We start from the raw sequence: 19,182 nt of genomic DNA, 5'->3' as shown, positions 1-19,182 counted from the left end.
GATGCTGGAGGCCGAAATCGCGCCGCCGCTGTCGATCCGCGATCGGCTGCGCCTGTCGCTGGAAGCCTGGGTGCGGACCGAGGACGATCTGGCGCTAACCCTGGGCGATCTGCCGATGCATTCCGCCCGGGTGTCGCGCCGGACGACGGGGCTGGAGGTCAGCCGCTTATTCGCCGAAACGCCGGACCTGCCGGGCGTGATCGTGCATGACGACCGCAAGACCCTGGGCTTGCTCACCCGTCGCCGCTTTCTCGAAAACCTCTCAAAGCCGCTGGGGCGCGATGTCTATCTGAGCCGTGCCATTTTGGTGATGCGGGAGGATATTGATCCGGCGGTGCTGACCCTGGCCGCTGCCGATCCCATCGAGGATGCGGCGCAACGGGCGCTGGAACGCGGGGCGGAGCAAATCTACGATCCGCTTCTGGTGACGCTGCCCGGCGGTGGATCGGCGATCCTCGATACGCCGATCTTGATGATGGCGCTGGCCGAGGTTCACCGGATTGCCAGTCGCCGGAACCGGGAACTGTTGAAAGAATCGCAGGGAAATTCCGACCGGCTGCAAATCACGCTCGAAAGCCTCAGCCGCACTCAGGAACAGCTCGTTACCGATATTCAGGTGCGGCAGGAGACGGAGCGGCAGTTGCGTGACAATCGCGCCCGTATGATGCGCCAGACCACTGCCTTGCAGGAAATTGCTACCCTGCGCGCGGTTCGTCTGGCCGATGCCGACGCGGCGCTGCCCGATATTCTGCGTATCATCGCCCTAACCTTGCAGGTGGATCGGGTCAGCCTTTGGGCGGTGCGGCCCCAGGTCGATGGCGGGGAAAGTCTCGAACAAACGGCGGTGATCATCCCCAATCCGGCGGTTCTGCCGCCGGGCGGACCGGTCGCCGTGCCGCTGGCCGCCTGCCCGATCTACCGGCAGGCGCTGGCGCGCGATTTGGCGCTGATCGTCCCGAATGTCGCCGCCGATATTCGTGTTGCCGAGCTTCAGGCCGCCGATTTGCAGCCCGCTGGGATTGTTGCGCTGATGCATGTGCTGGTGCAAGCCGAGCAACGCGACGTAGGGATTCTGCGCTGCGAACAGGCCGATGCACCGCGCGCCTGGACGGAAGACGAGGTTAACTTCCTCAAAGCCGCCGCCAATTTCATCTCGCTCGTCACCATCGGGCAGGCGCGGCGGCAGGCGGAACAGGCGGCGCGCGAAAGCCAGACCCTGTCCCGTCTTTTGCTGGAAACCAGCCCGGTCAGCGTATGTTTGGTCGATAGCGCCGGGCAGATTCTGTTTACCAATCCCAGTTTTAGCCGCTTGGTTGGTCAAACGGCGGAGGCCTTAGGCCGCGTTCACATTGAAAGCCTCTACGCCGATCCGGGGCGCCATGCGGCGGACCGGGCACTGTTCGCGCGGCGGGGCAGCCTCAGCGGGTCGGAAACCGCAATCCAATCGGCCCACGCCGGGGTGCGCTGGACCTTGGCTTCGTGGGCCGAAGCGCGGTTCGAGGGCCAGGATGTAACGGTTATCTGGCTGTTTGAGATTTCGGACCTTAAGGACGCTCAGGAAAGTCTTCAGTTGGCCAAAGATCAGGCCGAAGCGGCGACCCAGGCGAAATCGGCCTTCCTTGCCACAATGAGCCACGAAATCCGCACGCCGATGAACGGCGTCCTTGGCATGCTCGATATTCTAACCCAGACTCCCCTGTCGGGCGAGCAGGAGCACGCGGTCGGCCTGATCCGCGAAAGCGCCTTTTCGCTGTTGCGGATCATCGACGATATTCTCGATTTTTCGAAGATCGAAGCCGGGCGGCTCGATCTCGAACAGGTGCCCGTATCGTTGGCCGATCTTGCGGAGGGGGTGACGGCGACCCTGCTACCGCTGGCCCAGAAAAAAGGCCTGACCCTAACAACGGCGCTCGACCCAGCATTACCCGCCAATGTGATCGGCGATCCCGTGCGGCTCAGGCAAATTTTGTTCAATCTTCTGGGCAATGCGGTGAAATTTACGGCGAGCGGCAGCGTCACCCTGCGACTGGAGGCGCTAGCGCAGGGGGGCGTGCGGGTGATGGTGACGGATACCGGCATTGGGATTGCGCCGGATCAGGTGGCCCGCTTGTTCGAACCCTTCACCCAGGCCGACCGGTCAACGGCGCGGCGGTTCGGTGGGTCAGGCCTAGGCCTATCGATCTGTCGGCTGCTGGTAACGCTAATGGGCGGGGCAATTGGGGTGGAGAGTACCCCCGGTCACGGTAGCCGGTTTTGGGTGACGTTGCCGCTGCCCCCGGCTGCTGCTGCGGCGACCGGCACGCTCGACATTCCGCGCCCGCCCGTCAGCCTGCCCGATCTCAGCGGGCGCGGCGCGGTGTTGGTTGCCGACGATCACCCGATCAACCGCGAGGTTATTCTGCGCCAGTTGCAGCGGCTCAACTGCATTGCCGAAGCGGTGCAGGATGGGGAGGAAGCTTTTGCCCGCCTGACCCACGGCACTTTCGCCCTGTTGCTGACCGACTGCGATATGCCGCTAATCGACGGCTATCGGCTGACGCGCTTGATCCGAGAGCGGGAAGCCGCCAACCCGGCGCGCCCGCGCCTACCCATCCTCGGCATTACCGCCAATGCCCAGGCCGATGCTGCCGACCTGTGCCGCGAGAGCGGGATGGACGATTGCCTTGTGAAACCGGTCGATACCGCCCGCCTGGGGGCCTGCCTCGCCCAATGGCTACCGCAGTACACGCCGAATGTTGCGCTACCGCCCGCGCCGGTCATCGATACGCGCAGTTTCGAAGCCTTGCTGGACGGTGATCGGGCGGGTATCCGGGGCTTATTAACGCGCTACCGCGATTCCAGCGCGCCGATTTACGCCGATCTGGCGCGGGCGCTGGCCGAGGGCGCGGCGACGGAGACGATCCGCCAGCTTGCCCATAAGCTCAAAGGCGCCTCGGGCATGGTCGGCGCGGGCGCGCTGGCCGATGTCTGTCTCGCCGTCGAACGGGCGGCCCAGGCGGATGAAAGTGCCGAGGCGGCGGCCTACCGACCGGCCTTGGCAGCCGCGTGGGCGGCCGTCGAGACATTCATTGCATCTTACTGAAACGAGGGGCCAATGCTTGATGCCTTCCTGTTCATCCGTCACGGCGAAACCGACTATAACCGCCAAGGCCTACGCTGTGGCGGCGATGTGGATATTCCGCTGACGGCGGTGGGGGAAGCGCAAGCGCGCGCGGCGGGCGACCAGATGCGGGCCGAAGGGCTAATGCCCGACGCGATTTTCGTCAGCCCGCTTCAGCGCACCCGGCAGACAGCGGAAATTTTGGCGGAAACGCTGGGGTTCACCGATCCGCTCATCCCGCACGAGGGGCTGCGCGAGCGGCGACTGGGGGAGTGGAACGGCAAGCCCGTCGCCGAAACGCAGCCGTGGTTTGATGCCAAGCTGACGCCGCCGGGCGGCGAGAGCGAGGCGGCGTTCCGCACCCGGTTGGAACGGGCGTTGGTCGATATTCTCGTGCGCCCGCACCGGCTGCCGCTTCTGGTTGGCAGCAAGGGGGTTGCGCGGATTTTCGTCTCATTGACCGGCGGGGCGCGCACGACCCCGGTGGGGAACGCCGAGGTCGTGCGCTTTCCGCGCGCCGTTCTGCCGATGGCCGAACCGGGGCAGGTCGCCTGACCTGCCCGCCCTACTAAGGGAAACTATCATCGGCAGGCCGACCCCGAGGGGGGAGACGCTGGGGGCCGGCAGCACGCGAACGGGGTTACGCCACCGTTTCGGGGGCCAAATAGACCCATAGCGCCTCTTCAGGATAGCGCAGATGCACCTGTCGGTTGGCGGCGGGTTCATTGTGGCTATAGGCGCGCAGCAGCGTTTCGCCGACGCGGCAGACGATTTCCAACCGTTCGCCGAGGAACAGTGAGTCGACGATCTGCGCCGGAATGCCGCTATCGGCGCTGCCCGGCAGCAGGTCGATAGCTTCCGTGCGCAGAATGCCGACGACGGGCTGACCGATGTTTAACGGTTGTTGCGCCGCGCCGGTAAAGCGTTGCCCCCCGGCTTCGAACGTCACGCGGTTCCCCTCAACTTGGACGACCCGTCCGGCGATCCGGTTGTTCGATCCCATGAATTCTGCCGCGAATAGGCTGGCCGGGCGCTGGTAGATGTCGCGCGGGCTGCCGTCCTGATCGACCTTGCCGCCATTTAGCAGCAGCACGCGGTCGGCCAGTGCCATCGCTTCCGTCTGATCATGGGTAACGCAGATCGCCGACAGGCCGCGTTCGTTGATCAACCGGCGCAGCCAGATGCGCGCTTCTTCGCGCAGTTTGGCGTCGAGGTTGGACAAAGGCTCGTCGAGCAGAATAACCTTCGGCGCATAGACGAGCGCGCGGGCCAGGGCGACGCGCTGTTGCTGTCCGCCGGAAAGTTGATGCGGGTAACGGTCGGCCAGCTTGCCGAGGCCGACCCCGCCCAAGGCGTCGCTAACCCGCTGATCGGCTTCCGCCCGGCCAACGCCGCGCAGTTTCAGCGGATAGCCGACATTTTCTGTGACGGTCTTATGGGGCCAGAGCGCATAGGATTGGAAGACGAGACCAAGGCCGCGCGCTTCCGGCGCGAGGTTGATTCCGGCGGCGGAGTCGTAGAGCACCGAGCCCGAGAGGGCGATTTTGCCCGCCGAGGGGGATTCGAGACCGGCAATCGCCCGCAGCAGGGTGGTCTTGCCAGAGCCGGAGGCCCCGAGCAACGCAATGATATTGCCCGCGTCCGCCGTAAAGGAAACGCCCTTCAGCACTTCCACCATGCCGTAGCGCAGGCGGAGTTGATCGATAATGATGTCAGTCATTGAGTTTGACTCCGAAACGCAGGGCCAGCGCGAGGCCCGCGACGATAATCACGGTATTGACCACGGCCAACGCCGACACGAGGTCGATGGCGCCGGTACCCCAGAGCGAGACCATCAGCGAACCGATGACTTCGGTTCCCGGCCCCAGCAGATACACGCCGGTCGAATATTCACGGGCGAAGATCAGGAAGATCAGCAGCCAAGCGGCGAACAGCCCGTGGCGGGCCAACGGAAGGGTTATGTCGCGGGCAACCCGCCCGGCGGTGGCGCCGACCGTGCGCCCGGCTTCTTCCAATTCCGGCGCCAACTGCATCAGCGTCCCGGAGATAATGCGCAGCCCATAGGCGAACCACACTACGGAATAGGCCAGCCAGACCGACACCAACGTATCGCGCAGCGGGCTGAGCGGCTTCACGAACAGGAAGATCCACAGCATCGCAAGACCGGCGACGATCCCTGGCATAGCGCGCGGGATCATGGCGACGGCATCGACCAGCCGGGCCAGCGGCGACGGCCAGCGGTGCATGGCAATCGCCACCGCCCCATAGGCGGCAACGGCGGCGGCCCCGCCGACGGCAGCCAGCAACAGCGTGTTAATGATAGCGCGGGCGACGTTCGGATGTTCGAAGAGTTCGCGGAAATGATCGAGGGTTAGGACTGTCAGCAGATTGACGCCCTCGCCCCAGCTCGATACCAGCGAGCGCAGCAGGATACCGGCTACCGGCACGACCACCGTGGCGGTGAACCACAGGAGCACGACGCCAAGGGCGGCCCAGCGCCACGGTCCCAGGTTGATCGGCTGATGGCGGCTGGCTTTCCCGCGCACCGAGACATAACGGGCGGCATGGCGTAGCAACCAGCGCTGCAATAGGATCAGCGGAATGGCGATAATGATGATCGCTACGACGACAACGGCCATCAATTGATAGGACGGCACGCCTAGCTTGTTGGTCAGCTTATAAAGATACGTCGCCATAACCAGCACGCCCTGGGGATCACCCAAAACGAGCGGCAGGCCGAACAGCTCGAACCCCAGGAAGAAGATCAGCACGGCGGCATACAGCACGACCGGCATGATCATCGGCAGGCTGACCGACCGGGCGACTTGCCAGGGGCTGGCGCCGGAAATCCGCGCGGCTTCTTCGAGATCGGAGCCAAGGTTACGCAGGGCGGCGGCGGCATAGAGATAGACATGCGGCACATGGGTCAGCCCGGCGACGATACCGATGGCTGGGATCGAATAGATATTCCACGGCACGGTGCCAAAAATCTGCTTGGCGATCACCGACACGAAACCGACCGGCCCCAGCGTCACCACATAGCCAAAGGCCAGCACGACCGAGGACATGAAGATCGGCACCAGCACCAGTGGCTCCAGAAATTTGCGGCCGGGGATATTGGTGCGGGTTAGAAGGAAGGCGAGGATAACGCCGAGCGGCACGGCGATAGCGGCCATCAACCCAGCCAGCAGGGCGGAAACGCGCAGGGCTTCCCAAAAATCCTCGTCATCGAGGATGAATTCATAGGCAGATAAGGTGAAATGGACGCGGGGCGCGAAAAATGGATCGCTGAGAAAGCTTTGGTACAGGATCAGCGCCACCGGGGCGAGAACCACCAAAGCGGTCAGCCCCAGCGTCGACAAGCGAAAGAGACGCATGGCGGGTTCTTTCCGGCGCGGTAGGGGGAGGGCTAAGGCCCAAGGAGGGGGACCGGGGACACGCCCCGGTCCGATAGGCTGAAGGGAAGGGGCTTATTGGCCCTTCATGGCGTTTTGCCACTGCTTCAGGAACTTCAGGCGCTTGGTTTGATCGAGACCATCGAGCAGCGAATCATCGAGCGCGATCGGCTTCACGGTGGCGCCGAACATTTCCTTCACGGTCTGTAGAGTCAGCCCGTCCTTCACATCGTCGCGCACGCCGAACAGTTTGGCGTCGCCTGCAATGATCTTCTGGGCGCGCGCCGACAGCAGATAATCGAGGAAGACCTTACCCGCGTTCGGGTTCTTGGCCTTTTCCGGCACGAAAGCGGCGCGGGTGGTGATCAGCGTATAGTCGCGCGGCATGACGATGCCGAGGTTTTCGTCCTTCGCCTGGGTCGCCAGCGCGTAGGAGCCGAAAATACCATAGGCCATCACATGCTCGCCCGACCGGACCTTTTCCACCATCGCGCCCGCTGAGGTATAGAGCTTCAGCGAGGCCTTGCCGAAGGCGCGGTTGAGATCCCAGGCGCTCTTCCAGTTCAGCTCGTCCTGGTTGAAGAAATAGAAACCGACGCCCGACCGTTCGGGGTCATAGGCGGCGACCTTATCCTTCAGGGCGGCGCCCTTCGTCGTCATCAGCTTCAGCAGGTCTTCGTGCGAGGTCGGCACATCCCCCGGCTCCAGCAGGCGCTTATTGTAAATGATCGTCACCGGCTCGGCCGTGGTGCCATAGACCGTATTCTTATAATTCGCCCAGGTAGGAAGATGCGAGGCTTCCGGCGAGGTATAGGCCATCGCATAGCCGCCCGATGCCAACTTGATTTGCAAATCGGGGGCCGACGACCAAGTTAGATCGGCTGTGCCTTGGCCCGATGCGACTTCGGCGATGAAGCGGTTATAGAGTTCGGTCGAATTAAGATCGCTATAATCGACCTTAATGCCCGGGAATGCCGCTTCAAAGTCTTTTAGAAGCGAAGAAACGATGGCCGAATCGGTGGTCGAATAAATCGAAACTTTACCTTCTTTCACGGCGGCATCGACGATTTTACTATAGTCAGCCGGATAGCCCGCGGGTAGATTGGCAGCCAGAACGGCGCCACTGCTGAGGGTAAGCAGCAGACCAACGGCGGTGGCGGACATCAGCGAACGGCGCGACAGTGAGCGCATGTTTCTCTCCCTAAGGTTGATCGTGGGCATTCTTACGGCCCTCGCGGAACCTTAGTCGGGGAAACTGTCGCCAACCTGTCGCGACCGACAGAAAGCACGAGGGACGGAATGCGGCTGCTGGTGGTGGAGGATACGGAGGATTTGGCCCGCGCCATCCGGCGCTATCTGGCCGACCAGGGGCATGCCGTCGATCTGGCGATGAACGCCGCCGAAGCGCGTGATTATCTGGCCGTCACCGTCTATGACGCCGTGCTTCTCGACCTTGGGTTACCTGACGATAGCGGTAGCCGGGTGCTGGAAGATTTGCGCCGTCATGATCCGGCACCGCCGGTGCTGATCATCAGCGCCCGGTCGGGCCTTGACGATAAGCTGCGCCATTTTGCCTTAGGCGCCGATGATTATCTGACCAAGCCCTTCGACCTTCGCGAGTTGGATGCCCGGCTGCACGCGCTCTTGCGCCGCCACGGCGGGTTGGGCGGTGGGGTGCAGCGGATGGGGAATTTCACCTTCGACGGCACCGCGAAACGGGCGATGGTCAAGGATGTGCCGCTCGACCTCGGGCGGCGGGAGTTTGCGTTGCTGGCCTATTTCGTCGCCAGCCGGAACCGTATCGTCAGCAAGGAACAGATTCTGGAGCAATTGTTCAGCCACGAGGAGGAAGTGGGGCTGAACGCGGTGGAGCTTTACGTCTCTCGCCTGCGCCGCAAGCTGGAGGACAGCGATTTTTCGATCCGCACGATCCGGGGGCTGGGCTATGTGGCCGAAGTGGCGCCGCAGCGTTAAGCCCGGCTCGCTCCGGCGGCGGCTCTATCGCCGGGTCGGCGCGGCCTTTGCCGTGCTGCTGGTGCTGCTCGGCACCCTAGCGCTGCGCTATGCCGATACCGCGAGTGAACGCGCGTTCGATCATCTGCTATCGGCGGCGGCGCTGACCCTAGCGGGCAGCTTGCGGCTGGAGGGGGAGGCGATCCGCGCCGATATTCCCGCAGCGGCCTTCGCGATGTTAGCGCAAGCGCCCGATGACCGGGTGTTCTACCGGCTGATTGGCGACGATGGCCGCACCCTGACCGGCTATCCCGATCTGCCCGTCCCACCCGCTGTGGGGCGCGATCCGGCGGCGGCGCAATTCGCCTCCCTTACCTATAAAGGCTGGCCGGTGCGGCTGGTGGCGATCCGGCGGCTGCTGACGGTCGGCGAAAAGCCGCGCTGGGCGACCGTTCTGGTCGCGCAGACTTTGGAACAGCGCCGGGCTTTTGCCTGGGAGATGGGGAGCTATGCCGTCCTCGGTCTCGTGCTGCTGGCGGGGGTGGCCGCCGGAATTCTGGCGCTGGCTGTGCGTGAGGCGCTGCGCCCGGTGGCGGGCTTGAAGGAGGTTTTGGCCGACCGCGACCCCAGCGATTTCACCCCTTTGCGTCAGCCGGTACCGGAGGAAATCCAACCGCTGCAATGGGCGCTGAACAATCTGCTCGCCCGCTTCGAAGCTTCGCTGACCGATACGCGCAGTTTTTTGGCCGATGCGACCCATCAGGTGCGCACGCCGCTCGCCTCCGTCATTGCCCAGACCGAGATCACCTTGCGCGATGCCAGCGATGCCCAGCGCGAACAATTGCAGCGGATCTTGCGTAATGCCCGGGCGGCGGCGCGCATTGCCAATCAGTTGCTCGCCGATGCGACGATCAGCAACCGGCTGGAACTGGCGCCACGCGGGCCGGTCATTCTGGCGCGCCTCTGCGCCGATGTGTTGAACGACCGGGCGGCGGCGACCGAGGCGACCGCGTTGCGCCTCTATGTCGCCGACGATGCTAGCGCCGACGCCGCGATTATCGGCGATAGCGATGCCTTGGCCGATGCCCTACGCAACCTCATCGATAATGCGCTGAAATACGGCCCGCCGGAGGGGCCGGTGGATATTACGGTGCAAGCGGCAGCCGGGGCGGTTTCCATTACAGTGCGCGACTATGGCCCTGGGTTGGCGCCGGAGGATCGACCGCGCGTGCTGCGGCGGTTCGAACGCGGCTCCCGCCGATTGCCTGCTGACCGGATGGGCGGCAGCGGCCTGGGGCTTGCCATCGTGCAGCGCGTGGTGAAGGCGCATCGCGGGGAAATTTACTTGGCGGACGGGAAGGGCGGCGGGCTGAGCATCACCCTCCGCTTCCCGCAGCGGGAGGGGGCATGAGGCGGTTCGGGTGGGTCTTGACGCTGGCGATCCTGGCGGGCGCCGCGCGGGCGGAGGATCTGAGCATTTTAAGTTCGACCGACCGTGACGCCTTCGCCCCGGTCATCGCCGCCTTTCAGGCGCGGGAACCGGGTATCACCGTCAGCTATACCGAAATGGACACGTTGCCGCTTTACGATGCGATTATCGAGGACCGCCTGTCGGTTCAGCCCGATATCGTGATCAGTTCGGCCGTTGACCGGCAGTTTCGGCTGGCGAATGACGGTTACGCCCTGCCGCACCGGTCCCCCGTCACGGCCAAGCTGCCGGACTGGGCACGGTTTGCCGATGCGGCGTTCGGCTTTACCTACGAGCCGTTGATCTTCGTCGCCAGCCGCCGGGCGTTCGCGGGGCGGCCCCTGCCGAAAAGCCGGGCCGATTTACTGGCACTGATCGCCCGGGATGGCGCTGCGCTGGCGCCGGTCGCGACCTATGATCCCGTCACCAGCGGCGTCGGCAATCTGTTGGGCAAGATCGATTATGCGACGAATAGCCAATGGAGCCCCTTCATCGCCCGCCTGGCCCAGCACGGGCTGAAAACCTATTGCTGTTCGGGTGACATGCTGACGGCGATTGACCGGGGAGAGGTTAGCCTTGCCTTTAACGTCCTCGGTTCCTACGCGGAACTGCGGCGGGCCCAAGGCGCGGATATCGAGATCGTTTATCCCGCCGATTATACCCTGGTGATCAGCCGCGTTGCCCTGGCGCTGAAAACAACGCCCCGCCCGCGCGCGGCGAAAGCGTTTCTGGATTTCCTCTTGTCACCTGAGGCGCAAACCCTGTTGGCGCGGCAGACCCATCTCTCGGCCATTCTGCCGATTGCCGCCCCGGGCCTTAGCCCGGCAACGGTGAAGGATCAGGCGACCGGCCCGCTGCGCCCGATTGCGCTCGATGCCCAGTTGCTCGCCTATTCCGACCGAATGCACGACGAACAGTTTTTGACCTTATGGCGGTCCCTGGTGCCCTCGAAATAGCCATTCTTCAAATATTTCGTTTCGGGCGTTACGAAAGTTCAGAAGCTGCCAGAAAAACTACGTACACGAACGACAGAATCATATTGCGGCGCACTAAGGGCTAGCGTTTGATATTAACCATGCTGAAAGCCGCCCTGCACCATCTCACCCGTTACCGTTACAACCGCCCGATCCGGTTGGGCGCCCAGGTCATCCGCCTGCGCCCGGCCCCGCATAGCCGCACGAAAGTGCCGAACTATGCGCTGAAGATCGAACCATCGGGCCATTTCATCAATTGGCAGCAGGATCCGCACGGCAATTGGCTGGCGCGTATCGTCTTTCCCGATCCGGTCGATCATTTCAGCATCGAGGTGGATTTGCTCGCCGATCTCGCGGTGGTCAATCCCTTCGATTTCTTCGTCGAACCCTATGCCGAAGAACTGCCCTTCACCTACGATCCGGTGATCGCCACCGATCTTGCTGCTTATTGGGATCTCGAGCCGCAAGGCCCGCTGTTCGAAGCGCTGGTGACGGAGTTTGCGGGCAAGAAGACCGGGCGCACGATCGATTTCCTTGTAGCCCTCAATATGGCGATCCAGCAGCGCATCGGCTACGTCATCCGTATGGAACCGGGCGTGCAGGTGCCGGAAGACACGCTGACCCTCGGCACCGGCTCGTGCCGGGACAGCGCTTGGCTGCTGGTGCAGTTGCTGCGCCGCCTGGGGTTCGCGGCGCGCTTCGTCTCGGGCTATCTGATCCAGATGGTTGCCGATGTGGAGCCGGTGGAAGGCCCGAAGGGGCCGGAGGCCGATTTTACCGATCTGCACGCCTGGACCGAAGTCTATCTGCCCGGCGCAGGCTGGGTCGGTCTCGACTCGACCTCCGGCCTGTTTGCAGGCGAGGGGCATATTCCCCTGGCCGCGACGCCGCACTACCGGTCCGCCGCGCCGATCAGCGGCATGGCCGAACCGGCGGAGGTGGATTTCCATTTCGAGATGAGCGTTGCCCGCATTGCCGAGGCGGTACGCATCACGAAACCCTTCACCCCGGCGCGCTGGGCGGCGCTGATGGAATTGGGCCAACAGGTCGATGCCGATCTGACGGCCCAAGACGTGCGCCTGACCTTGGGTGGGGAGCCGACATTCGTCGCCGAAAACGCTGGCGACGCGCCGGAATGGAACGGCGATGCCGTCGGCCCCACCAAGGCGGGCTATGCGGATCGGCTGATCCGCAATCTGCGCGAGGTTTTTGCGCCCGGCGGGTTGCTGCATCACGGCCAAGGTAAATGGTACCCTGGGGAAAGCCTGCCGCGCTGGGGGTATTCGCTGTTTTGGCGCACCGATGGCGTGCCGATTTGGCGCGATGCCCGCCTAATCGCCGGAACGCCGGAGACGAAACCTGCGCGCGTTACCGACGCCGATGCCGGGGCGTTTCTGCGCACGATGGCCAAGGGGCTAGGGGTGTCGGAACATTTCGTCCGCCCCGCCTATGAAGACACGCTGCAATGGTCGATGAAAGAAGCGTCCCTGCCCGAGAACGTCTCGCCGGACGATCCGAAGTTCGACGATCCTGAAGAACGTTCGCGCATGGTCCGCACTTTCGAGCGCGGCCTCAGCAATCCCATTGGTTATGTGCTGCCGATCCAGCGTTGGAACTCGCTGGCCGCGCGCCCGTGGCAAAGCGAATATTGGCGGCTGCGGCGCGGCGCGATTTTCGCGGCGCCGGGCGACTCGGCGCTCGGGTATCGGCTGCCGCTGAGCTCGCTCGCCTATATTGCGCCGTCGGCCTACCCCTATATCATCCCGCAAGACCCGAGCGAGGACCGCGACCCGCTGCCGGATTTCCGTCAGCAGCGCTTGCAGCGCCCAGCGGCGGTGCAAAGCGTGGCACAGCCGTGGGTCGAACAGGTGGCGGCCATCGAAGGTTTCGTCCGCACTGCCCTGACGGTGGAGCCGCGCGGCGATTACCTGTCGATCTTCATCCCGCCGGTTTGGACGCTCGAAGATTACCTTGATCTGATCGCCGAAGCCGAAGCGACGGCGGAAGAATTGGGCCTGCCGGTGCGCATCGAAGGCTATCTGCCGCCGCCCGATCCGCGCCTAAAGGTGCTGAAGGTCACGCCCGATCCGGGGGTGATCGAGGTGAATATCCAGCCCGCCGCCTCTTGGGCGGAATCGGTCCATATCACCGAGGAACTCTATGCCAAGGCGCGCGAATGCCGCCTGACTGCCGATAAATTTATGGTCGATGGCCGGTCGGTCGGCACCGGGGGCGGCAATCATATCGTTCTCGGTGGGCCGTCGCTGAACGATTCGCCTTTCATCCGCCGCCCGGATTTGCTGAAGAGCTTCGTGCTTTATTGGCAGCGGCACCCGTCGCTCAGCTATCTTTTCTCGGGTCTCTTTATCGGGCCGACCAGCCAAGCGCCGCGCATCGATGAAGCGCGGCACGATAGCCTCTATGAGCTTGAAATCGCCCTTGCCCAGGTTCCGGCGCCGCACGAAGGCATGGCGCCGCCCGCTTGGATGGTGGACCGGCTGTTCCGCAACCTGCTGACCGATGTGACCGGCAATACCCATCGCACGGAAATCTGTATCGATAAGCTCTTCTCCCCCGATGGGCCGACCGGGCGCCTGGGGTTGGTGGAGTTCCGGGGCTTCGAAATGCCCCCCGATGCGCAGATGAGCCTGGCCCAGCAACTGCTGTTGCGGGCGATGACGGCGTGGTTCTGGCGCGAACCGCAGCGCGGGCGCCTCGTGCGCTGGGGGACCAGCCTGCACGATAAATTCTTCCTGCCGCATTTTGTTTGGCAGGATTTCCTCGATGTGCTCGGCGATCTGAACCGGGAGGGCTATGCCTTCGATCCGGCGTGGTTCGAAGCGCAGCGCCAGTTCCGCTTCCCGACCCACGGCACGGTCTATGCGGGCGGGGTGGAGCTTGAGATTACCCAGGCGCTCGAACCTTGGAACGTGCTGGGCGAAACCGGCGCCATCGGCGGCACCGTCCGCTATGTCGATAGCTCGACGGAACGCTTGCAGGTCAAGGCTAAGGGCCTTGTGGCAGGCCGTCATGTGATCGCTTGCAATGGCCGCCGGGTTCCGCTCGCCCCGACCGGGATTCCCGGCGAAGCCGTGGGCGGCGTGCGCTATAAGGCTTGGTCGCCGCCGAACTGTTTGCATCCGCGCTTGCCCAGCAATGCGCCGCTGACCTTTGATGTTCTGGACCTGTGGAACCAGCGCTCCCTCGGCGGCTGCGTCTATAACGTCGCCCATCCGGGCGGGCGGGCCTACGATGATACGCCGGTCAATTCCTATGAAGCCGAAGCACGGCGCAAGGCGCGCTTCCAGGACCACGGCCATTCGCCGGGCCGCGTTTTCATTCCGGGCGAAGAACTGCCAGACGAGTTTCCAATGACGCTCGATCTGCGTTTTAACCGGTCCGGGTTGTGACCGGCGTGGCGGAAAAGACCGTGGGACGGCGTATCCAGGCTTTGCTGGACGGTTGGTTGCGGGCCTATGGCAAGGCGGCAGCGCCGGGCGATATGTATGCGAACGCCGCGCCCGGCATGTCCGGCCCGTGGATGGCGATGCTGGAGCGGCTGGCGGAAATCGGCGGCGCCGATTTCGATGGTTTGAGCGATAAGGTCGCCCGGCAGGTCACCGATCTTGGCATGGCCTTCCGCATGGCGGGGGAGCAGGAGGAACGGGCCTGGCCGCTCAGCCCGGTGCCGATGCTGATCGGCGCTCAGGAATGGGCGGGGATCGAGCGCGGTCTGATCCAGCGTGCCGACCTGCTGGAAAAGGTCATCGACGATATTTACGGCAGCCAGTCGCTGATCGCTACCGGCAAGCTGCCCGCGACGGTCGTGACCGGCAGCACGCATTTTTGGCAGAATATGGTCGGGGTCACGCCCCCCGGCGGCCATCATCTGCATTTCTATGCCGCCGACCTGGGGCGCGGGCCGAACGGCGAATGGCGCGTTTTGTCCGACCGGACCCGCACGCCGGTCGGCGTCGGCTATGCGCTGGAAAACCGTCTGGCGCTGTCGCGGGCGACCGGCGATCTTTTAAGCTGGATGAATACCCGCCGTCTGGCGCCTTTCTTCTCCGACCTGCGGCGCGGCCTCGCGTCCCACTGTACCCGGGCGGAACCGCGTATCGGCCTGCTGACGCCCGGTCGCTATAACCAGAGCTATGCCGAACAGGGCCATCTCGCCCGCTACCTCGGCTTTCTGCTGGTGGAAGGGGACGATCTGGTCGTTTCCGACAATCAGCTCTACGTTCGCACCATCGAGGGGCTGAAGCGCATCGATGCGCTGTGGCGCTGGATGGATACGCGCTTTCTCGATCCGCTGGCCTTTGACAGCCGCTCCGGCATCGGCGTTGCCGACCTCTATGAAGCCTGCGCGGCGGGGCAATTGGTCCTCAGCAATTGGCCTGGGGTTGGGGTAATCGAATCGCGGGCGATGGCAGCCTTCCTGCCCGCCCTGGCGCAAAGCGTGCTGGGCGACGATTTGATCCTGCCGAATATCGCGACGTGGTGGTGCGGTCAGCCGTCGGAGCGGCAGATCGTCGAAGAAGCACTGGAGTCGATGGTCATTGCCGCCGCCTTCGACCGCGACGTGCCGGGGCTGCTTGGGGCGCGCTCCACGCCGGGATCGGCGCTTGATGCCGACCAGAAGGTGGCGCTGCTGGCGGCCTTGCGCCTGCGCCCGATGGATTACGTGGGGCAGGAAGTGGTGAAACTCTCCACCACTCCCGCCCTGGCCGATGGCAAGCTGGCGCCACATCCTTTCACCTTGCGCGTTTTCCTGGCCCGCGATGCCGATGGGGCTTGGAAAGTGATGCCCGGCGCTTTTGCTCGGCTGGCCGCCCACGGCGATATCCGCGCCGTCCTGATGGGTGACGGCGATAAATCCGCCGATGTGTGCATTATCGATACAGCCCCGGTCCCGGCGGAAACCCTGCTGGGGTCGGTCAGCAATCCGCCGATCCGCCGTATCGCCGGGATGCTGCCCAGCAAGGCCGCCGATAATCTCTTCTGGCTGGGGCGCTATCTGGAGCGGTCGGAGGCGACCGTCCGCGTCGTCCGCGCGATCCTTGGCAGTTCGATCGAGGTTGATAGCGGCCCGGCCCTGACCTCGCAAACTATGATCCGCCTGATTGACCTGCTGATCGCCTGGGGGGCGATACCCCGGGTTCAGCGCGATTGGCCGCTGGCGGCCCTATGCGCCACCGCGCTGGGTGATCGGGAGCAATTGGGCAGCGCCCGCATGCTGATGGGCAATGTCGGCGGTATCGGCAAAGGTCTGCGCGAACGGTTGGCGGTCGATTTCTGGCGCTTGGTCCGCAAGCCTTTCCCGAAGGTCGAGACGGCGGTGACGGAAAGCCTGCTGGAAGCCTGTTCGGAGCTTCTGGACCGCATCTCCTCCCTCACCGGGCTCGCCTCCGAAAATATGGGGCGCACGGATGGGTGGCGCTTCCACGATCTCGGGCGGCGGTTGGAGCGGGCGATCAACACCTGCCGCACCGCGCGCCAGTTTGCGGACGATGGCGCGTCGGTCGATGATCTGACCATCTTGCTCGAACTCTGCGACTGCCAGATCACCTATCGCACGCGCTATATGGCCGGGCCGTCGCGCCTGCCGGTGCGCGATATGGTGCTACTAGAAACCCAAAATCCGCGCTCGCTGGTTTATCAGGTCGATCTGCTCGCCGACCATTTGCGCCGTCTGCCCACCCTGCGCAGCGATGGTATGCCGGAAGCCCAAGTGATCCAGGCCAATGCGTTGCTGGTGTCGCTGGCACCGCTGACCGGGGAAACTTTGGCGATGGCCGATGTAGGGAAGCTGGAAACCCGGCTGCTCGCGCTATCGGACGCTATTGGCCAGCGCTATTTTCTGCAAAGCCGGAAGGCGGAAAAAGCCGCTGGGGCGGGGCTCTTGGCATGATCTACCACGTTCGCCACACCACGCTGGTGCGCTACGACGCTTTCGTGCGCCTGGCCCGCTTCAACCTGCGCCTGCGTCCGGCGCTGTGGCCGACGCAAACGGTGACGGATTTCAAACTGGAGGTAAAACCCGCCCCGGCGGTGATCCAGGAGCGCAAAAGCGCCTATCCGGTCAATGTCGCCCGCATGGTTATCGAGACGCCCCTAACCGAATTGCAGGTCGAAAGTCGCTTTAAGGTCGATGTGTCGGCGGAGGTTGCCGCGCCGGAGAGGGACGATCCCAGTGTCGCTGACGTGGCGGAGGCTGCCTTGCGCGTCGATGCCATTCACCCGACCGCCCCGTCCAACTATCTCTTCGCCTCGTCCTTCACGCCGATGGACCCGGTGATCGGCGCCTGGGGGGCGGAAACCTTAGGGCAGGGGCGGGGCATCGTCGACGCGGCGCTCGACCTGACCCAGCGGATCAGAGAGGAGTTTACCTATGATCCCGCTGCGACCGACACGGATACCCCGGCGGGCGAGGCCTTTGCCGCCAGGCACGGGGTTTGCCAGGATTTCGCCCATATCATGCTGATTGCCCTGCGCTGCGCCGGGCTGCCCGCGGCCTATGTCTCGGGCTACCTGCGCACCGATCCGCCGCCGGGCAAGCCCCGCTTGATCGGCGCCGATGCGACCCATGCGTGGGTGATGCTGTGGTGCGGGCCAGAGCGCGGCTGGATTGGTTTCGATCCCACCAATGGTATCCCGATGGGATCGGGCCACGTCTTTACGGCAATGGGCCGCGATTACGCCGATGTGGCGCCGATGGATGGCATTTTCGTCGGTCAAGGCGCCCAGAGCGTCGGCGTGCAGGTGGATGTTATCCCCGCCGAGGAACTGGCCCTGCGGGGATAAGCTGTTCGTTCAGACGATCTGCTCAAGCGCTGTCAGCAACTGATCGATCTCCGCCGGGCTGGTGTAATGGACGAAGGAGAGGCGCAGCACGCCGGTCGCGGGATCGAGCTTCAGGGCTTCCAGCAGCCGCACGGCATAGAAATGGCTGGCCCCGGCGATAATCCCACGTTCGGCCAGCTTCGCGGCAATCTCGCGCGGGGTGGCCGCGAGGGTTTCCAGCGCGACGGTGGCCGCCCGCTGGCTGGCCTGATCGGGGCCGACGATCCGCAGACGCGGATGCTCGCGGCAGAAATCCAGCAGTTTTTGCAGGGGGGCGAGTTCCGCCGTTCGTAGCAGGGTTCGCACGTCGGCGGCTTTCGTCGCGGTATCGCCAGCTTGGAAATGGTGGCGGTGCAGCGCGTCGAAATAATCAAAGATGCCATTGGTGGCGGCGACCTGCGCATGGTCCGGCCCTGCCGGGACAAACCATTTGTGCGGAAAAGCCCCGTTAAAGTAATGGCCCTGATTGCCCAGCCATTCCATCACCTTGCGGTCGATGGCGAGGGCGCCCAGGTGCGGGCCGAAGGTTTTATAGAGCGAGAATAGATAGATATCCACCCCCAAGGCCCGCACGTCCGGCAGGCCGTGCCCGGCGTAGGAGACGCCATCGACGACCGCAATCGCCGGAACCCGATGGATTTTCGCACAAATCGCCGCCACCGGGTTGATCTCGCCCAGGATGTTGGAGCAATGGGGGAAGGCGACTACCCGCGTCCGCTCGGTCAGCAGCCCGTCAAGATCGTTAGGGTCGAGCGTGCCGGTCTGCGGGTTGATCCGCCATTCGCGGACCGTAAACCCGTGCTCGGCCAACCGCCGCCAGACGCCACTATTGGCCTCGTGATCCTGATTGGTGACGATAATCTCGTCCCCCGGCTGGAGTTTTTTCGCCACCGCCTGGGCCAGCACATAGGTATTTTGCGAGGTGGAGGGGCCGAGATGAACCTCCTCCGCACTCATGCCGAGATAGTCGGCTAGGCGCGCATGGGCCTGATCCATTTCCTCCCCCGCCCGGCGTGAGGCAGGATGAACGCCATAGGGTTGCAGCTTGGTTTCGCGATAATAGCGCGCCAGCCGCTCGATGACGGGGCCGCAGGCGTAGGAGCCGCCAGCATTCTCAAAATGCGCTTGCCCAGCCAGAGAAGGTTCAGCAAAGGCCGGAAACTGCCGCCGCACGAATTCAATATCGAGACCCGTCACCCTCATCTCCTCTGCTCGACCAAGACAACCAGTCTAACCGATTTTCGCGGCGAGGGCCTATCGTGGGCAGCGAAGCGACATAACGAGGCGCCACAGACAGGTTTTGTCTATGGTGATTCTGACGATTTATCGGATAAAATAGGAAATTGGCGCACCCGACAGAATTCGAATCTGTGACCTCTGCCTTCGGAGGGCAGCGCTCTATCCAGCTGAGCTACGGGTGCATTTCGGTGGAAACCGATCCGTGGGGCG

Annotated in this window: 12 protein-coding genes and 1 tRNA gene; 8 read left to right on the top strand and 5 right to left on the bottom strand. The window is 63.9% G+C overall.

All coding sequences use genetic code 11. The features are described 5' to 3' along the window. Position 1 precedes the first annotated feature (1 nt). Together CHR90_RS16905 and CHR90_RS16900 are read left to right on the top strand one after the other, a co-directional pair. On the top strand, positions 2-3,082 hold the full coding sequence (locus CHR90_RS16905) for an ATP-binding protein (RefSeq protein ID WP_094410305.1): 3,081 nt from the start codon (positions 2-4) through the stop codon (positions 3,080-3,082). A 12-nt stretch (positions 3,083-3,094) separates the two neighbouring features. Next, positions 3,095-3,655, top strand: coding sequence for a histidine phosphatase family protein (locus tag CHR90_RS16900; RefSeq protein ID WP_094410304.1), 561 nt, complete (start codon positions 3,095-3,097; stop codon positions 3,653-3,655). Between the two features lie 85 nt (positions 3,656-3,740). Here CHR90_RS16900 and CHR90_RS16895 read toward each other — a convergent pair whose 3' ends face one another. The 3 genes from CHR90_RS16895 to CHR90_RS16885 form a co-directional block, all read right to left on the bottom strand. Then, complete coding sequence (locus tag CHR90_RS16895) at positions 3,741-4,820, bottom strand: ABC transporter ATP-binding protein (protein WP_094410303.1); 1,080 nt, start codon at positions 4,818-4,820, stop codon at positions 3,741-3,743. Beyond that, the gene (locus CHR90_RS16890; protein WP_094410302.1) at positions 4,813-6,477 is read right to left on the bottom strand and encodes an ABC transporter permease; all 1,665 of its coding nucleotides are present in this window, start codon (positions 6,475-6,477) and stop codon (positions 4,813-4,815) included. The genes CHR90_RS16895 and CHR90_RS16890 overlap by 8 nt, the downstream gene beginning before the upstream one ends. A 93-nt stretch (positions 6,478-6,570) precedes the next feature. Next, a complete protein-coding gene (locus tag CHR90_RS16885) occupies positions 6,571-7,686 on the bottom strand; it encodes an ABC transporter substrate-binding protein (RefSeq protein ID WP_094410301.1) in 1,116 nt (371 codons plus the stop codon). A 108-nt stretch (positions 7,687-7,794) separates the two neighbouring features. Between CHR90_RS16885 and CHR90_RS16880 the strand changes: the two genes are divergently transcribed. From CHR90_RS16880 to CHR90_RS16855, 6 genes are all read left to right on the top strand, one after another. Then, positions 7,795-8,469: a response regulator transcription factor gene (locus tag CHR90_RS16880; protein ID WP_094410300.1), complete on the top strand. Its 675-nt coding sequence runs from the start codon at positions 7,795-7,797 to the stop codon at positions 8,467-8,469. After that, the gene (locus CHR90_RS16875; RefSeq protein WP_094410299.1) at positions 8,441-9,859 is read left to right on the top strand and encodes a sensor histidine kinase; all 1,419 of its coding nucleotides are present in this window, start codon (positions 8,441-8,443) and stop codon (positions 9,857-9,859) included. Before CHR90_RS16880 ends, CHR90_RS16875 begins: the two co-directional genes overlap by 29 nt. Beyond that, on the top strand, positions 9,856-10,872 hold the full coding sequence (locus CHR90_RS16870) for an ABC transporter substrate-binding protein (protein ID WP_094410298.1): 1,017 nt from the start codon (positions 9,856-9,858) through the stop codon (positions 10,870-10,872). The genes CHR90_RS16875 and CHR90_RS16870 overlap by 4 nt, the downstream gene beginning before the upstream one ends. A 119-nt stretch (positions 10,873-10,991) precedes the next feature. Further along, the gene (locus tag CHR90_RS16865; protein ID WP_094410297.1) at positions 10,992-14,300 is read left to right on the top strand and encodes a transglutaminase family protein; all 3,309 of its coding nucleotides are present in this window, start codon (positions 10,992-10,994) and stop codon (positions 14,298-14,300) included. 20 nt (positions 14,301-14,320) lie between these two features. Further along, positions 14,321-16,801 (top strand): circularly permuted type 2 ATP-grasp protein, encoded by a 2,481-nt coding sequence (locus CHR90_RS16860; RefSeq protein ID WP_212668719.1) that lies wholly within the window; start codon positions 14,321-14,323, stop codon positions 16,799-16,801. Continuing rightward, positions 16,798-17,694, top strand: a complete 897-nt coding sequence (locus CHR90_RS16855; protein WP_094410296.1) for a transglutaminase family protein — start codon at positions 16,798-16,800, stop codon at positions 17,692-17,694. Before CHR90_RS16860 ends, CHR90_RS16855 begins: the two co-directional genes overlap by 4 nt. A 9-nt stretch (positions 17,695-17,703) precedes the next feature. Here CHR90_RS16855 and CHR90_RS16850 read toward each other — a convergent pair whose 3' ends face one another. Together CHR90_RS16850 and CHR90_RS16845 are read right to left on the bottom strand one after the other, a co-directional pair. Next, on the bottom strand, positions 17,704-18,930 hold the full coding sequence (locus CHR90_RS16850) for an aminotransferase class V-fold PLP-dependent enzyme (protein WP_212668718.1): 1,227 nt from the start codon (positions 18,928-18,930) through the stop codon (positions 17,704-17,706). Between the two features lie 147 nt (positions 18,931-19,077). Further along, positions 19,078-19,154: transfer RNA gene (locus CHR90_RS16845), tRNA-Arg, on the bottom strand. Positions 19,155-19,182 lie beyond the last annotated feature (28 nt).

This window comes from Elstera cyanobacteriorum (assembly GCF_002251735.1).
GTDB lineage: Bacteria > Pseudomonadota > Alphaproteobacteria > Elsterales > Elsteraceae > Elstera > Elstera cyanobacteriorum.
This window is presented reverse-complemented; position numbering and strand designations above follow the sequence as displayed.

What these genes read in the sequence shown, in the direction of transcription:
- CHR90_RS16900 (WP_094410304.1), top strand. Translation starts at nt 3,095, where the DNA reads ATGCTTGATGCCTTCCTGTTCATCCGTCACGGCGAAACCGACTATAAC.
- CHR90_RS16905 (WP_094410305.1), top strand. Translation starts at nt 2, where the DNA reads ATGCTGGAGGCCGAAATCGCGCCGCCGCTGTCGATCCGCGATCGGCTG.
- CHR90_RS16855 (WP_094410296.1), top strand. Translation starts at nt 16,798, where the DNA reads ATGATCTACCACGTTCGCCACACCACGCTGGTGCGCTACGACGCTTTC.
- CHR90_RS16895 (WP_094410303.1), bottom strand. Translation starts at nt 4,820, where the DNA reads ATGACTGACATCATTATCGATCAACTCCGCCTGCGCTACGGCATGGTG.
- CHR90_RS16885 (WP_094410301.1), bottom strand. Translation starts at nt 7,686, where the DNA reads ATGCGCTCACTGTCGCGCCGTTCGCTGATGTCCGCCACCGCCGTTGGT.
- CHR90_RS16870 (WP_094410298.1), top strand. Translation starts at nt 9,856, where the DNA reads ATGAGGCGGTTCGGGTGGGTCTTGACGCTGGCGATCCTGGCGGGCGCC.
- CHR90_RS16865 (WP_094410297.1), top strand. Translation starts at nt 10,992, where the DNA reads ATGCTGAAAGCCGCCCTGCACCATCTCACCCGTTACCGTTACAACCGC.
- CHR90_RS16880 (WP_094410300.1), top strand. Translation starts at nt 7,795, where the DNA reads ATGCGGCTGCTGGTGGTGGAGGATACGGAGGATTTGGCCCGCGCCATC.
- CHR90_RS16875 (WP_094410299.1), top strand. Translation starts at nt 8,441, where the DNA reads ATGTGGCCGAAGTGGCGCCGCAGCGTTAAGCCCGGCTCGCTCCGGCGG.
- CHR90_RS16890 (WP_094410302.1), bottom strand. Translation starts at nt 6,477, where the DNA reads ATGCGTCTCTTTCGCTTGTCGACGCTGGGGCTGACCGCTTTGGTGGTT.